The following is a 16,313-nucleotide window of genomic DNA, read 5'->3' as shown; positions in this document are numbered from 1 at the left end:
CCGCGCATCGGGCCCGTATGACACGGGGCTGCCGCTGGTTGCGGCCGGCGAGAACAACAGGCGGGGAGCAACAGGTTATGGCGACGATCAAGGATGTAGCGGCCGTGGCAGGCGTGTCGTTCACGACGGTATCGCACGTGGTGAACAACTCACGGCCGGTGTCGGCCGACGTGCGCGCGAAGGTCGAACACGCGATCCGTCAGCTTCACTACGTGCCGTCGGCGGTAGCCCGTTCGCTCAAGGCGCGGGCGACGGCGACGATCGGACTGGTGGTGCCGAACAGCACGAACCCGTATTTCGCGGAAATGGCGCGCGGCATCGAGGATGGTTGCTCGCGCAACGGCTACTGCCTGTTCTTCTGCAATTCCGACGACGATCCGGTCAAGCAGCGTAACTATCTGCGCGTGCTGCAGGAAAAGCGTATCGACGGACTGATCGTTGCCTCCGCAGGCGACGACGCCGTGCTGGCGCAGACCCTTGCGGATGCGCACGAGCCGCTGGTCGTGGTGGACCGCAATATTGAAGGCTTGAACGCCGATCTGGTGCAGATCGACCATGAGAAAGGCGGCTATCTCGCGACGCGGCATCTGCTCGAACTGGGGCACGTGCGGATCGGCTGCATCACCGGGCCGGTGAACACCGCGGTCAGCGCCATGCGGGTGCACGGCTTTATCCGCGCGATGGCCGAGCGCGGCATCGAGATTCCAGCCAACGCGATTGTCGAAAGTGATTTCTCGGGGACGGGCGGCCATCGCGCGGCCGGGCAGTTGTTCGACACGCTGAAGCCGTCGGCGATTTTTGCCGGCAACGACATGATGGGCATTGGCGCGCTGCGTGCCGCGGCCGAGCGCAATATCAGCGTGCCGCGCGATTGCTCGATCATCGGTTTCGACGATATCGAACTGGGCCGCTTCACCTATCCGTCGCTCTCGACGGTGGGGCAGTCGGTCCGCGCGCTCGGAGATATGGCCGCGCAGACCTTGATCGAACGTATCGCCGGGTCTTCGCCGGGCAGTCCGCGCGCGCCGGGCCGGCGGCGTGTCGTGTCGCCGCGTCTGATCGTGCGCGAATCCACCGCAACATGGGCCGGCGCCGCCAGGCGCGATCTGGCCGCCTGATATCGGGCACCGGGTTCCTCGCGCGAGTTCCAAGGCTTCGCGTCCGGTCTTCCGCGCAGCGCAGCCTGGGCTCCGACGGTCATCGTGCGCCAACCAAAGGTGAGCGCTAAAAGCTTTGCGCCTGTCCTCACGCGAGTCATGACTTTCGCGCAACCCAGCCGCTTGCCCGACCCCTCGCACCTCTGCGGTCAGCCGTCCGAGTCCCGTAACTTCTTCCGAGCCGCCCTGGCATCAATTGCCTGAACGCCCAAAATTCCGCGCGGCCTTTCCCGGATGCTGTCTGTCGGTAGTTTGTAATCCGGTCCAATTGCTTACGGTGTCTTCCCTCATACCATACAGAACCTTCAAGTATGCGGATGAAATGCCGTAAACGTGGCTATTAGAGCGGCATCCAACAGCGCCATCTACGCAGACGCCACACGCTAGCCGCGCTGCGCACGCAGCCTCTTATTTGTTAAGCACAGGAACAAGCATGTTGAACAAAGGCATCACGATCAAGGCGCGGATTGGCCTCACGATGGCTTTTCTCGCCGCCCTGCTGGTCACCATTGGCGTTTTCGGTTTGTTCGGCATGAGCAGCTCGAACGCCGCGTACGAGGACACATTCACTAACGACATGCCGAGCGCGGTCAATATCGGCAACGCCGAACTCTTTGCCGCGCGCGAACGGCTGGCGCTCGACCGGGCGGCGTTCATGGCCGGCACGCCGGAGGTTGCGCCGACGATCGAGCGCGCGCGTTCGATGCGCGCCACGTCCGACATGTGGTGGAAAAAGTACATGGACCTGCCGCGCGGCGCCGAGGAAGACCGTCTCGCCCAGGACGTGGTGGCCAAACGCGGCGCGCTGCATCAGCAATTGGACGCGTTTGCCGCGATCATTACGGCGAACGACCCGAGCAACCTCGTCGACGGCGCCAAGCGCGTGCAGGCGGCGTACAACGAGCTCGCCAACGCCGATGATGCGCTGCGCAAATTCCAGTTCACCTCGGCCAAGGAAGGTTTCGACGCCGCGCAAAGCAGCTATCAGGTGTTCCGCACGGTGAGCGCCGTTGCCTTGCTGGTCGGCGTGCTCGCCGCGGTGCTGTCCTACCTGACGCTCAGCCGCGCGATTGGACGTCCGCTCAACGAAGCCCTGGGGCATTTTGCCGCGATCGCCGCAGGCGATCTGCATCGCCCGGTGGTGGTCACCTCGCGCGACGAAATGGGGCAGTTGCTCGACGGCATCGCCAAAATGCAGCGCAGTCTCACCGAAACGGTGCGCTCGGTGCGCAGCGGCAGTGAGTCGATCGCGACGGCCACGCGCCAGATCGCGGCCGGCAATATCGACCTGTCCTCGCGCACGGAAGAGCAGGCGTCGGCCTTGCAGGAAACCGCGTCCAGCATGGAAGAGCTGACCGGCACGGTCAAGCAGAATGCCGACAATGCCCGCCAGGCGAGCTCACTGGCCGCCAATGCGTCCGAGATCGCCAACCGGGGCAGCGCGGTGGTCGGCCAGGTAGTCGGCACGATGGGCGAGATCAATCAGAGTTCGGCGAAGATCGCCGACATCATCTCGATCATTGAGGGGATAGCGTTCCAGACCAACATCCTGGCCCTGAATGCGGCCGTGGAGGCGGCGCGCGCCGGCGAAGAAGGGCGCGGGTTCGCGGTGGTGGCAGGCGAAGTGCGCAGCCTCGCGCAGCGCTCGTCGGCGGCGGCCAAGGAAATCAAGGGGCTGATCGACACCTCGGTGGAGCGCGTGCAGTCCGGCTCGGCGCTGGTCGAGGAAGCCGGCCGCACGATGACCGAGATCATCGGCGCGGTGCAGCGCGTGACCGACATCATGGGTGAGATCGCGGCGGCCTCGGAAGAGCAAAGCAGCGGCATCGACCAGGTGGCGCGCGCGGTCACGCAGATGGACGAGGTGACCCAACAGAATGCCGCGCTGGTCGAAGAAGCGGCCGCAGCAGCCTCGTCGCTTGAAGATCAGGCCGGCAAGCTGCGTACCGCGGTCGCCGTGTTCCAGCTCGACGAAAGCGGCTACAAGGCGCCGGTGAGCGCGGCGCCGAAGCGCGCGAGCGCGCCGGGCCGCCCGAGCGGGGCACGTAAGGTGTCCCAAGCCGCTTTGCAGAGTGCTTCGCAGGCCGTGCCGCACGCGGCTGCACAACCTGCTTCGCAACCGCGTGCGCAGGCCGCCTCGGCAGCCAGGGTACCTGCCGCAGCGGCCGCGCCAGCTGCCGCTGCGCCGGCAAGGGCGCCTGTCAAGGCAGTGGCAAGCGCCGGTAGCGATCAGGATTGGGAGACGTTCTAAGCGGCAACGTACGGGCAGCGCGGTCGACGGGACGCGGCAGTGAATGCGGGTGTGCTGCGTCAACCCCGCGCTTCGAACCAACAACCGCACACAGCCGCGTGCCGTCATTGCCACGCTTTGAACGCGACGCCGAATCCCAGCAGCGTTGATGCACCTGCCACGCCGTCGCAACATTCGTTCCCGATGAAGAGTTGGACGCGCCCACGCTTATTCAGATCTGCCGCATGACGACAAAGACCGCGATTGCGCATGCAACCGCGGTCTTTTTCCATGGTCTGCGGACTAAGTAACGTACACGAGCGCAGTCCACGCCCTGGTGAGCGTCGTGATCCGGTACATTGACGGGCGCGACTCTGACTTGCACGGCCACTCGCCGCTTCAGGCAGTCGACGCGCGGAACGTGAGCCCGCCATCTTCAACCGCTGCAACTCAACGCGGCAACCTGCCGCTCAACGCGCCAGCCATAAAGGACCGACATGACGCCATACGACCTCGCGCACCGCCTCGTCGAAGCCCGCCGGCAGCATCGGCCGATCGATGCGCCCCCACCCGACAGCCTCCCGCCCGACGCGGCAACCGCGTATGCGATCCAGCAGGCGGTCATCGCGGGCCTTGGCGACTCGACGGGCGGGTGGAAGATCGGCGCCAAAGCACCAGGCGGGGCCGCGGCCGGCGCGCCGATTCCGGCTTCGCTGGTGGTGCCGTCGCCCGCGCGGGTAGACCATGCCGGCTTTTTCCGGGTGTTGATCGAGCTGGAGATCGCCTTTCGTTTCGGCGAGGCGATCGAGCCGCGCGGCCGGGCCTATGCGCGCGACGAGGTGCTCTCCAAGGTCGGCGTCGTGCTGCCGACCATCGAGATCGTCGATAGCCGCTTTGCCGAGTGGCCCAATGTCGCGCCGCTCGCGCAACTGGCTGATGCGCAGAACAACGGCGCATTGGTCACCGGGCATCCGGTTGCCTATGTAGGCCTCGCACGCAGCTTCGATTTCGTATCGCCCGAACTGGAGCTGAGTCTCGACGGTACTTCGCTGCTGCGGGAAGCCACCGGTAATCCGGCCGGCGATCCGCGCGAACTGCTGGTGTGGTTCGTCAACCATTGCGCCGCCATGGGCATTGTCATCGAGCCGGAATGGACCATTACCACCGGTTCATATGTCGGTGCGCACAATGTGAACAAGCCGGGCATCGTGCGCGGTCACATCGACGGTCTGGGGGAAGTGGAGATTGAACTGACCTGAGCGTGTAACGCTGTACTTTGTAACGGCGCGCCGGGTGACGGTCCTTGCAACCGTCCTTGTAACTGTCCATTACGAGGCATTAAACAAACGGCTGCCTGCGGGCGGCCGTTTTTTATTCGTCGCATCCGCCTGGGGCGTTTTGCCGTATACACCTATGAAGCGTCCCATTGCGCTGCCGTGATCCAGCTTATGGGCGCGATATGTGCAGCTAACCATGCTGCTTACGCGGTTAATCCAGGCGGCCAGGCAGGAGCCGCAAGCGCGCCGATCATTGCGTTCGACGCGACACAGCGCGGAACAAAATCGCCGGTGCGATGACGAACCGCTTGACGATGCGCCGCTTAACAGCGGCTTGGGTGAGCAGGGCGAACGAACATGTAACACAGCGCTTGCTGTTGTAGACCAGATGACGATGCCGCGCGTTGATGAAAAATAGTCCCGGGCACGGAAAACGCATAACGTCCGCGTTCAATGCGACGAAGTGTGCGTGTGCAGACAGGCTGTCCGGTGTAGCAGTGAGATCGTTCGATGAACGAGACGATTCTTGTAACCGAGCATGCGAGTTGTGTTGAGCAGCGCAGCAGGCAGAGGTGCCGCCGAATTGTGACGGCAAATGACAGCATGGAGAGGCAGCAACGTGGGCCGGCAATCGCTGCGCATTCGCTGTGATGTGAGCGCAAGATTGTAGGTGAGCGAATCTGTGTTTCCAAGTGAGGAATGTTGGGAGGCGGGTACGGCGCGATTTTCGCAACGTAGTTCGTGAAAAAAAATTTAAAAGGGTTTAGGATGAATTCGAGCGATGTCGTTTCCGAATAGCGCGCCGCGCACGACATCGGTCTAGACTTCGGCGAGGAGGTAGCATGGATATCTACAGCAGTTTCGCGACCCGCTTCGAGAAAACGCGAGAAGATGAACTCTCGCTCGAGGAGTATCTCGCGCTCTGCAAAGACAATCCCGCCGCGTACGCCACGGCTGGCGAACGCATGTTGACGGCAATCGGTGAACCAGAACAGATCGACACTCGCAACGATCCGCGCATGTCGCGTATCTTCGCGAACAAGGTCATCAAGGTATACCCCGCATTCCGTGAGTTCTACGGAATGGAAGAGGTGATCGAGCAGGTGGTCGCCTACTTCCGGCACTCGGCCCAGGGGCTCGAAGAAAAGAAGCAGATTCTGTATCTGTTGGGGCCGGTCGGTGGCGGTAAATCGTCGATCGCGGAACGTTTGAAGCAACTGATGGAACGCGTGCCGTTCTACTCGATCAAGGGCTCGCCCGTGAACGAGTCGCCTCTGGGTCTGTTCGACTATGAAGAAGACGGTCCGATTCTCGAAGAACAATATGGCATTCCACGCCGCTACCTGAAAAGCATTCTGAGTCCGTGGGCCGTGAAACGCCTGCACGAATTCAATGGCGACATCCGCAAGTTTCGCGTGGTGCGTCGCTATCCGTCGATTCTTCGTCAGATCGGGATTGCCAAGACGGAACCGGGAGACGAAAACAATCAGGACATTTCGTCGCTGGTCGGCAAGGTCGACATCCGCAAGCTCGAACAGTATGCACAAGATGACGCGGACGCCTATAGCTACTCCGGTGGCCTGTGCCTCGCGAATCAGGGCTTGCTCGAGTTCGTGGAAATGTTCAAGGCGCCGATCAAGGTCTTGCACCCGCTCTTGACCGCAACTCAGGAAGGCAACTTCAAGGGTACGGAAGGGTTCGGCGCGATCCCGTTCGACGGCGTGATTCTGGCTCACTCGAACGAGTCGGAATGGAAGGCGTTCCGTAACAACCGCAACAACGAAGCACTGCTCGACCGGATCTTCGTCGTGAAGGTGCCGTACTGCCTGCGCTATGGCGAAGAGGTCAAGATCTACGAGAAGCTGCTGCGTAACTCGTCGCTGGCCGATGCGGTATGCGCGCCGGGTACGCTGAAGATGATGGCGCAGATGTCGGTGCTCACGCGCCTGCAGGAGCCGGAAAATTCGAGCCTCTTCTCGAAGATGCAGGTGTACGACGGCGAGAATCTCAAGGACACCGATCCGAAGGCCAAGTCGTATCAGGAGTACCGCGACTTCGCGGGCGTGGATGAGGGGATGACCGGCGTGTCGACCCGCTTCGCGTTCAAGATCATGTCGCGGGTCTTCAACTTCGATTCGACGGAGGTCGCCGCGAATCCGGTGCACCTGATGTACGTGCTCGAACAGCAGATCGAGCGCGAGCAATTCCCGCCGGAGACCGAACAGAAGTACCTGTCTTTCATTAAAGACGTACTGGCCTCGCGCTATGCTGAGTTCATCGGTAAGGAGATTCAGACCGCGTATCTGGAGTCGTATTCCGAGTACGGTCAGAATATCTTCGATCGCTATGTGACGTACGCGGACTTCTGGATTCAGGATCAGGAGTTCCGCGACCACGACACCGGCGAGAGTTTCGACCGCGCGTCGCTGAACGCCGAACTGGAGAAGATCGAGAAACCCGCGGGCATCAGCAACCCGAAGGACTTCCGCAACGAGATCGTGAACTTCGTGCTGCGTGCGCGTGCTGCCAATGGAGGGAAGAATCCTGCCTGGGTCAGCTACGAGAAGCTGCGTGTCGTGATCGAAAAGAAGATGTTCTCGAACACGGAGGAACTGTTGCCGGTGATCTCGTTCAACGCCAAGGGCTCGGCGGAAGAGCAACGCAAGCACGAAGACTTCGTCAACCGGATGGTCACGAAGGGCTATACGCCGAAGCAGGTGCGCTTGTTGTGTGACTGGTATCTGCGCGTGCGCAAATCGTCATGATACGCACTGCGTGCCGCCCGCGCGGTCCGACCGCGCGGGCACCTTGCGAGGCGCAAGCTGCATGGACATAGCGTCGTGTTGGCAGCCATGCGAATGCAACATGCGTCTCGCGCACCCGAAATTAGGGCAACTGCATGGGATCGGCGTAAGCGCTGAAGCGCCAACTCCGGTCGACATGCGGTGCATGGGACCAGAGTAAGCGCTCAAGCGCCAACTCTGGTCGACACGGGAGACCGGGCGTGCTTCATCAAATCATCGACCGCAGGTTAGCTGGTAAGAACAAGAGCATTGCGAATCGCGAGCGCTTTTTGCGCCGCGTCAAAAACTATATTCGTCGCGCCGTTTCGGAAGCGGTCCGCGATCGCAGCATCAAGGATATTCAGAACACCCAGAGCATCACCATCCCGCGCAAGGACATCGCGGAGCCGTCGTTCCGGCATGGTCCCGGCGGCAAGCGCGAAATGGTGCATCCGGGCAATTCCGACTACATCCGCGGCGACAAGATCCAGCGTCCGCAAGGGGGCGGCGGCGGAGGCGGCGGCAATCAGGCCAGCAACGAGGGCGACGGTCAGGACGACTTCGTGTTCGAGCTGAGCCGCGAAGAGTTCATGCAGTATTTCTTCGACGATCTCGAACTGCCGCGTCTCGTCAAAACCCATCTGATGGCCGTGCCCACGTGGAAAAGTATCCGCGCCGGCTGGGCGGCCGAAGGCACACCGAACAATATCGACGTGGTTCGCTCGTTGCGCAGCGCGCTCGGCCGCCGCATCGCGCTCGGTGCGCCGCTCGTCAACCAGTTGCACGAGATGGAACGGCAACTCGAGGTGATGAAGGCCGATCCCGACGACCGTCGCGAAGAGATCAAACTGCTCGAAGAGGAAATTCACCATTTGCGTGGGCGCATCTGGCGGATTCCGTTTATCGATCCGTTTGATCTGCGTTACGTGAACCGCGTGAAGCAGCCCACGCCATCGAGCCAGGCCGTGATGTTCTGTCTGATGGATGTGTCGGGTTCCATGGACGAGCAGCGCAAGGATCTGGCCAAACGCTTTTTCATCCTGCTGTATCTATTCCTCAAGCGTAACTACGAAAAGATCGAGGTGGTGTTCATCCGCCACCATACGCGCGCCGAAGAAGTCGACGAAGACACGTTCTTCCATTCGACGGAAAGCGGCGGTACGGTCGTGTCGAGCGCGCTCGAATTGATGCAGAAGGTGATGGACGAGCGCTATTCGCCCACTGAATGGAATATTTACGGCGCTCAGGCGTCCGACGGCGACAATTGGACCGACGATTCTCCGAAGTGCCGCAAGATACTTTCGGATGACATCCTGGAGAAGGTGCGCTATTTTGCATATATCCAGGTCACGCCGGAAGAACAGAACTTGTGGCTCGAATATGCGCAACTGGCGCTGAGCCAGCCGCATATGGCGATGAAGAAGGTCGAAACCGCGGCCGACATCTATCCGGTGTTTCGCGAGTTGTTTGAAAAGCAGGTGGCGTCTTCATGACAAAACACCTGCACAACGAAGCGCGCGGCTATCAGCCGGAGCGCGGGAAAGGCGTGCCGCAGCAGCAACAGTCGGGGCATGCCGAGGCGAAGGCGGACGATACGGGAGCCGCCGCAGCCGGAGCAGTCGACACCGCTGCAGCACGGGGACACACCGGAACGCCCACTGAGGGGCAAAGGGAAGTCCGTATGAACGTAGCCGATAGACGGCCTTTGCCGTGCCCGTCCGACTGGACCTTCGAATTGATCGAAGAGTACGACTCGCATATTGCCCGTGTTGCAGAGCAATATGAACTCGACGTGTATCCGATCCAGCTCGAACTCATTAGCGCCGAACAGATGATGGACGCTTACGCGTCCGTCGGCATGCCGGTGAATTACCGTCACTGGTCGTTCGGCAAACACTTTCTCTCCACCGAAAAGAGCTACCGTCGCGGGCAGATGGGGCTGGCGTATGAGATTGTGATCAATTCGAACCCTTGTATCGCGTATCTGATGGAAGAAAACACGATGACGATGCAGGCGCTCGTCATCGCGCATGCGGCCTATGGCCACAACTCGTTCTTCAAGGGCAACTATCTGTTCAGACTGTGGACGGATGCACATGCAATCATCGATTACCTTGTCTACGCGAAGAATTACATCGCGGAATGCGAGGAGCGTTTCGGCCTCGACCGGGTGGAGGAACTGCTCGATTCGTGCCACGCGTTGATGAATTACGGCGTGGACCGTTACAAACGTCCGCAGAAACTCTCGCTGGAAAAGGAATTTGCGGCGCGCCGCGAGCGTGAGGCGTATCTGCAATCGCAGGTAAACGAACTGTGGCGTACCTTGCCGACCCGACATACGCCGTTGCCCGAGGAAATCGAGGAGCGCTATCCGCCGGAGCCGCAGGAAAATCTGCTGTATTTCGCGGAAAAGAACGCGCCGCTACTCGAGCCGTGGGAGCGGGAAGTGATCCGCATCGTGCGCAAGGTCGGGCAGTATTTTTATCCGCAACGCCAGACTCAGGTGATGAACGAAGGCTGGGCGACGTTCTGGCACTACACGTTGCTTAACACGATGTACGCCCAGGGCAAGCTGGAAGACGGCTTCATGATGGAGTTTCTCCATTCGCACAGCAATGTGGTCTACCAGCCGCCGGTCACGAAACCGTACTACAGCGGGATCAATCCGTATGCGCTCGGTTTTTCGATGATGAGCGATATTCGCAGGATTTGCGAGGCGCCTACTGACGAGGACCGCAAGTGGTTCCCGGAACTGGCCGGCAGCCCGTGGTTACCGGCCATGCATTACGCGATGCGCAACTTCAAGGACGAGAGTTTCGTCGCGCAGTATTTGTCGCCGCATCTGATCCGGGAAATGCGTCTATTCTCGGTGCTGGATGACGACATGCGCGATGCGCTGGAGGTCTCGGCGATTCATGACGACAGCGGGTATCAGTACGTGCGGCAGGCGTTGTCGCGGCAGTACGACATGCATCATCGGGAGCCGAATATTCAGGTGTGGGCGGTGAACACGCGGGGTGACCGCAGTCTGACGCTGCGGCATTTCATGAGCGATAACCGGCATCTGTCCGGTGATAGCGAAGAGGTGCTCAAGCACATGGCGCGGTTGTGGCAGTTCGATGTTTATCTGGAAAGCGTTGATGAGAATGGGACCGTGCGGAAGCGGTATGAGTGTAAGTATGTGCCTCCGGCGGTTAGGGTTTGAGGTTTGTTTTTCCCCTGCGGGGTGGGGTGGCCGCTTCGCGGGGTTTTGCTTTTGATCTGTTTGCCTGCGCGGCGCTTATTGGTTGTTTGCCTACGGCGTTGGGCTTTTCCTTGAAGTGGCTCTTTGGCTTTACCTGGTCTGGCTTTTTGGCCTCTTCTTGAATTGATATTGGTCTATTAGTGTTGCCCCTGTGCGGGGCGGCACTTACTTTCTTTGCCGCGGCAAAGAAAGATAAGCAAAGAAAGCCGCTCACACCGCCAATTCTTAAGTGGGTCCCCCGCGCAGTCGCGGTAGTGGTGCATCTGGAATCCGTGCTCTCGCACATTCAGCGTGAGTGACAAAGCACTCATACTTCCCGCCTCGCCCTACGTGCTCGCCGGAAAGGTTCATCGAGAACCCACGGTTTCCTTGGCGCGTGATGGGGATCAGCGGCTTCGCCGGGGACTTGTGTCAGTCATTCGCCTTCGGAAAGCCGTCATTCTTCCGGCGACGCTGCGCGCGCCGAAGGGCACTTCTTAAACTAGATGCTGTGTTTTTGCGCTCACGCTCGATTGCGCGTAGCGGTGCGATATATGTATCGTCTCTATTCCCTGGCGTCCTGCATCTCTTTCGCCGAGGCGAAGCCGACGGCCCCCGCCGCGCCAAACGAAGCCACTGGTTTGGATGATCGCCCGTTCCGGCGAGCACGCAGTGCGAGGCGGGAAGAATGACTGCCTGGTCACCGGCGCTGAATGCGCGAGAGCACGGATTCCAGATGCACCACTACCGCGACTGTGCGGGGGACCCGCTTAAGAATTAGCGGTTTGAGCTGCTTTCTTTTGCCTACTTTTCTTTGCAGCAGGCAAAGAAAAGTAGGTGCCTGCCCCGCACAGGGGCGACGCTAATACACCAATAACAAATCAAGGAAAGGCCCACGCCGCAGGCAAACACCCAAACCTCCACGCCGCAGGCAAACACCCAAATCCCCACGCCGCAGGCATACAAAAAAAACCGCCCCGCAAGTAAAAAACATCAAACCGTTCGCGCCAGCGAACCTAACAAACTCCCATCTTCCCCTTGCAATTCTGTAAAATTCGCGCACGCGCGCTACAAGTGCCTCCCCAGTGGCACCCCGATGCGCGTGTAGTGAAGGCGGCGCCACGACCGTCATCTCCGTTTAAAGACAAGGAAAGAAATCAGCATGACCGACCTATCCGGCCAAACCGTGGCCACGGTTCCCGACGCCCACGACACCCGGCGCCGCATCTTCGCGATCGTTGGCGCTTCATCGGGCAATCTAGTCGAGTGGTTCGACTTCTACGTGTATTCGTTCTGCGCGCTGTATTTCGCGCCGGCCTTCTTCCCGAGCGGCAACACCACTACGCAGTTGCTCAATACCGCCGGCGTCTTCGCCGCGGGCTTCCTGATGCGCCCGATCGGCGGCTGGTTCTTCGGCCGGCTCGCCGACAAGCACGGGCGCAAGACCGCGATGATGGTGTCGGTGTTCATGATGTGCGGGGGCTCGCTCGTGATCGCGGTGCTTCCCACGTACGCCCAGATCGGCGCCCTGGCGCCCGCGCTGCTGCTGGTCGCACGCCTGTTCCAGGGCTTGTCGGTGGGCGGCGAGTACGGCACCAGCGCCACCTATATGAGTGAAGTCGCACTCAAGGGCCGCCGCGGTTTCTTCGCGTCGTTCCAGTACGTCACGCTGATCGGCGGCCAGTTATGCGCGCTGCTGGTGCTGGTGATCCTGCAGCAAACCCTCTCTACCGAAGAACTGAAAGCGTGGGGTTGGCGCGTGCCATTCGTGATCGGTGCATTGGCGGCGCTGGTCGCGCTGTATCTGCGCAAATCGCTCGAAGAAACCACCACGGCTGAAACACGCCAGCGCAAGGAGGCCGGCACGCTGCGCGGCTTGTGGCTGCACAAGAGCGCATTTGCGACAGTGCTCGGCTTCACGGCCGGCGGGTCGCTGATTTTCTACACGTTCACGACATACATGCAGAAGTATCTGGTCAACACGGCCGGCATGCATGCCAAGACGGCCAGTAGCGTGATGACCGCGGCGCTGTTCGTCTACATGCTGATGCAGCCGGCGTTCGGCGCCTTGTCGGACCGCATCGGCCGCCGTCGTTCGATGCTGTTCTTTGGCTTCTTCGCGACCATCGGCACGGTGCCGCTGCTGCACGCCTTGAAAGACGTGACGAGCCCCTATGCGGCGTTCGGCCTCGTCGTGGTGGCGCTGGCGATCGTCAGCTTCTATACGTCGATCAGCGGTCTGATCAAGGCCGAAATGTTCCCGCCGGAAGTGCGCGCGCTCGGCGTGGGATTGTCGTATGCGGTGGCCAATGCGATCTTCGGCGGCTCGGCGGAATACGTCGCGCTGTGGCTGAAGTCGGTGGGCAACGAGTCGATGTTCTACTGGTACGTGACCGTGCTGTGCGCGATCGCCGGCATCGTGTCGTTGCGCATGCGCGATCCTTCGAAAGAAGGGTATCTGCGTCACGAGCCTTGAGCACGGGCGACACGCTCGAACAGCGCGGATGAGCGCTGCGTGAGAACGGCGGCCAGGGGCAACCCGGCCGCCGTTTTTCTTGTCGCATTGGCACAAGCGAGGCACGGCAAGCCCGCTGCGAACCACGCCCTCAAGCCACCACGATCTCCGTTCCCAACACATGCAGCAGATCGCGCAGCGCCTCGGCTTGCGCCATCTTCGCATCGCTGCGTAAATGAATCTGCACGGCGCGCCCCGCAATGCCTTCGACGGGATGTGCAAGCCATAACTCCACGGCAAGCCCCAATCCTTCAGGCTGATTGACGACGACCGGCTCGATCACACGCGGCTTGAAACAGGCACTGTCGGACATGGCGGTTTGCCTCCGGGCTGATGACGGTTCGAGGTCCATCCTAATCAGCCGCACGCGCCAGACCAAACGACAAATACGCGTTTGCTAATCAGCCGGTGGTTAGCAGAAAACACGCTTATTACAGGAGCATTTCTTGGTTCAGTACGCGCCGGCCCACTGCTAATGTGGCGCCCATGCGTAGCCGTCGGTTGCACCTCGCGGTTGCGATGAGTGCCTGCGACGCATACCAGCCCATACGCATCTGTTGCTGAAACATTGCATCTGCACCGCATACGAACAAAGAGATCCATAAAAATGAAATCGAAAATACTCGCTGCCTGGTTAATGACAATCACGGGACTCTCGATGACGGTATCGGGGCTCGCCCATGCTGACCGTCTCGATGACATCAGGAAAGCCGGTGTGTTGCGCGTTGCGACCTTCGACAGCAACCCGCCGTTCGGCTACGTCGACGCAACCAGCAATCACATCGTCGGCCTCGACGTCGACTACGCGCAGGCGCTCGCCGACAAGCTCGGCGTGAAGCTCGAACTGCAACCGACCAATCCGGCCAACCGCATTCCGTTCCTCACGTCGAAGAAAGTGGACCTGGTGCTTGCCAACTTCACGATCACCGACGAGCGCGCGAAGCAGGTCGATTTCAGCATTCCGTATTTCTCGTCGGGCCAGCAGTTTCTGGCGAAGAAGGGTGTGCTGAAGTCGGCTGATCAGGTCAACAGCCTGCGAGTGGGCGCCGACAAGGGCACCACCAACGAGATCACGCTGCGCGAAAAATTCCCGCAAGCCACGATCGTTGCGTACGACGACACGCCGTTCGCGTTCGCGGCTTTGCGCGCGGGCAACGTGCAGGCGATCACGCAGGACGGTCCGAAGCTGGTCGGCCTGCTCGCCAACGTGCCGGACAAGCAGAACTACGAGATTCCGGCCTTCACGATTTCGAACGACTACATGGGCGTTGGGATCCCGAAGGGCGAGACGCGCCTCGTCGGCTTTGTGAACGACACGCTGAAGGGACTGGAAGCCGACGGCTCCGCCGCGAAGATCTACAACCGCTGGTTCGGTCCGCAAACGAAAACCCCGCTTGCGCGCATCTTCAGGATCGGCGACAAGACCTGATCGTCATGCTGGTGTAGCAGTCAGGAGTGAACGGGCACGTTGGCAACGTGCCCGTCGGCGTTTTCAAAAGTAGAAGGTTTAAAGAAGCAGGTTTAACGATGCAGGCGTGGCTCGCTCCAAAGTACCTGATGTGGCTGTGGCAAGGCTTCGGTGTCACTGTCGGTCTCGCGTTGGCGGTGGCGCTCACGGCGACCGCGTTCGGCTTCGTGCTGGCGATCGCACGTCATGCCCGATATCGTTGGCTGCGTCGCGCGACGGCCACGTATGTGCTTGCGTTTCGCAATACGCCGTTGCTGGTGCAACTGTTCTTCTGGTATTTCGGCGCGGCCACGCTGATGCCTGACGCGTTGATGCAATGGCTGAACACGCCACATGGCGTGCACATCGGTGCATATGCATTGCGTTGGCCGTCGTTCGAATTTGTCGCTGGGTGGATCGGACTCACGTGCTACACGGCGGCTTTCATCGCCGAGGAGTTCCAGGCGGGTTTGCGCGGCGTGCCGGCTGGTCAGCATGCCGCGGCCGCTGCGCTTGGTCTCACGCCGTTGCAGGCGTTCCGTTACGTCGTTTTGCCGCAAGCCGTGCGCATTTCTCTGCCGCCGCTCTTCGGTCAATACATGAATCTCGTGAAGAATTCGTCGCTGACCATGGCGATCGGTCTTGCCGAATTGTCGTATGCATCGCGTCAGGTCGAGACGGAGACCTTCAAGACGTTTGAGGCATTTGGTGTGGCAACCGTGTTGTATATCGTCGCCGTCGCGCTGATCGAGGCCGTCTCGCATACGGTGGCGCATACGCGTGACCGCGCATTCGCGAGGCGCTGAACATGACATGGACGCTGTTCACCCATAATCTGCCGTATCTGCTGGTCGGCGCATTTCCGCAAGGGCCGCTCGGCGGCGCGGCGCTTACGCTGATGCTTGCATTGTGTTCCGCGCTTGCGTCGGCGGTGCTCGGTGTCGCGGGTGGTATTGCGCTGGCCATGGCGGGGCGCATCGCCCGTGTGCCCTTGCTACTCGTGATCGGCTTCTTCCGTGCAATTCCCGTGTTGATGCTGATTTTCTGGACGTATTTCCTGTTGCCGATGCTCTTCCATGTCGATGTACCCGGACTCGCGACCGTCGTCTGCGCGCTCTCGCTGATCGGTGGCGCCTATCTCGCGCATTCGGTGCACGCGGGCATTCGCGCGGTCGGCGAAGGTCAATGGCAAGCCGGACTGTCGCTCGGCCTCACACGGATGCAAGCGCTGCGCTACGTGTTGCTGCCGCAGGCGATGCGCATCATGGCGCCTTCGTTCGTGAATCAATGGGTATCGCTGGTGAAGGACACCTCGCTTGCGTATATCGTCGGTGTCGGCGAGTTGTCGTTCGTCGCGACGCAGATCAGCAATCGCCTGATGGTGTATCCGGCGCAAATCTTTTTGTTCGTCGGCTTCATCTATCTGGTGTTGTGCACGGCGCTTGACCGCGTGGCTACTTATGCGTTGACGCGACGCAAGCGCAGCGTGCGGCCGCCGCTCGTGCCGGCCGCCACTGAGGCATGGTCCGGCGACTAACGACTAACGACTAACGACTAACGACTAACGACCAGCGACCGGCGACCAGCGACTAGCGACTAGCGAAAACGACCGGTGACAAACGACCAGCGCCAAACCGATATACCTTAAAACCGCAGCCATGCGAGTCCGGCGATCGGGCTC

The 16,313-nt window shown here is 60.7% G+C and carries 11 protein-coding genes; 10 read left to right on the top strand and 1 reads right to left on the bottom strand.

Annotated elements, in window-relative coordinates; translation table 11 throughout:
* Positions 1-77: 77 nt before the first annotated feature.
* The 7 genes from PQR53_RS33770 (at position 78) to PQR53_RS33740 (ending at position 13,146) form a co-directional block, all read left to right on the top strand.
* Complete coding sequence (locus tag PQR53_RS33770; RefSeq protein ID WP_408464090.1) at positions 78-1,118, top strand: LacI family DNA-binding transcriptional regulator; 1,041 nt, start codon at positions 78-80, stop codon at positions 1,116-1,118.
* Positions 1,119-1,590: 472 nt separating this feature from the next.
* Positions 1,591-3,408: a methyl-accepting chemotaxis protein gene (locus PQR53_RS33765; RefSeq protein WP_408464087.1), complete on the top strand. Its 1,818-nt coding sequence runs from the start codon at positions 1,591-1,593 to the stop codon at positions 3,406-3,408.
* 476 nt (positions 3,409-3,884) lie between these two features.
* On the top strand, positions 3,885-4,646 hold the full coding sequence (locus PQR53_RS33760; protein ID WP_408464084.1) for a 2-keto-4-pentenoate hydratase: 762 nt from the start codon (positions 3,885-3,887) through the stop codon (positions 4,644-4,646).
* An 860-nt stretch (positions 4,647-5,506) separates the two neighbouring features.
* On the top strand, positions 5,507-7,429 hold the full coding sequence (locus tag PQR53_RS33755) for a PrkA family serine protein kinase (protein ID WP_179732384.1): 1,923 nt from the start codon (positions 5,507-5,509) through the stop codon (positions 7,427-7,429).
* Positions 7,430-7,668: 239 nt separating this feature from the next.
* Positions 7,669-8,940: a YeaH/YhbH family protein gene (locus PQR53_RS33750; RefSeq protein ID WP_408421825.1), complete on the top strand. Its 1,272-nt coding sequence runs from the start codon at positions 7,669-7,671 to the stop codon at positions 8,938-8,940.
* Positions 8,937-10,652 carry a SpoVR family protein gene (locus PQR53_RS33745; RefSeq protein WP_408464081.1) on the top strand — a complete coding sequence of 572 codons (1,716 nt, stop codon included), beginning with the start codon at positions 8,937-8,939 and terminating at the stop codon, positions 10,650-10,652. The genes PQR53_RS33750 and PQR53_RS33745 overlap by 4 nt, the downstream gene beginning before the upstream one ends.
* Positions 10,653-11,832: 1,180 nt before the next feature.
* The gene (locus tag PQR53_RS33740; RefSeq protein WP_408464078.1) at positions 11,833-13,146 is read left to right on the top strand and encodes an MFS family transporter; all 1,314 of its coding nucleotides are present in this window, start codon (positions 11,833-11,835) and stop codon (positions 13,144-13,146) included.
* A gap of 130 nt (positions 13,147-13,276) precedes the next feature.
* On the opposite strand, the gene PQR53_RS33735 is transcribed toward PQR53_RS33740, so the two are convergent.
* Positions 13,277-13,498 (bottom strand): hypothetical protein, encoded by a 222-nt coding sequence (locus PQR53_RS33735; RefSeq protein ID WP_408334877.1) that lies wholly within the window; start codon positions 13,496-13,498, stop codon positions 13,277-13,279.
* A gap of 294 nt (positions 13,499-13,792) precedes the next feature.
* Between PQR53_RS33735 and PQR53_RS33730 the strand changes: the two genes are divergently transcribed.
* From PQR53_RS33730 to PQR53_RS33720, 3 genes are all read left to right on the top strand, one after another.
* The gene (locus PQR53_RS33730) at positions 13,793-14,614 is read left to right on the top strand and encodes an ABC transporter substrate-binding protein (RefSeq protein WP_408464075.1); all 822 of its coding nucleotides are present in this window, start codon (positions 13,793-13,795) and stop codon (positions 14,612-14,614) included.
* A gap of 98 nt (positions 14,615-14,712) precedes the next feature.
* Positions 14,713-15,438, top strand: a complete 726-nt coding sequence (locus PQR53_RS33725) for an amino acid ABC transporter permease (RefSeq protein WP_408464072.1) — start codon at positions 14,713-14,715, stop codon at positions 15,436-15,438.
* Positions 15,439-15,440: 2 nt separating this feature from the next.
* Positions 15,441-16,169: an amino acid ABC transporter permease gene (locus PQR53_RS33720; RefSeq protein ID WP_408464069.1), complete on the top strand. Its 729-nt coding sequence runs from the start codon at positions 15,441-15,443 to the stop codon at positions 16,167-16,169.
* The last annotated feature ends 144 nt before the right edge of the window (positions 16,170-16,313 follow it).

This window comes from Paraburkholderia fungorum (assembly GCF_046027605.1).
GTDB lineage: Bacteria > Pseudomonadota > Gammaproteobacteria > Burkholderiales > Burkholderiaceae > Paraburkholderia > Paraburkholderia fungorum_F.
This window is presented reverse-complemented; position numbering and strand designations above follow the sequence as displayed.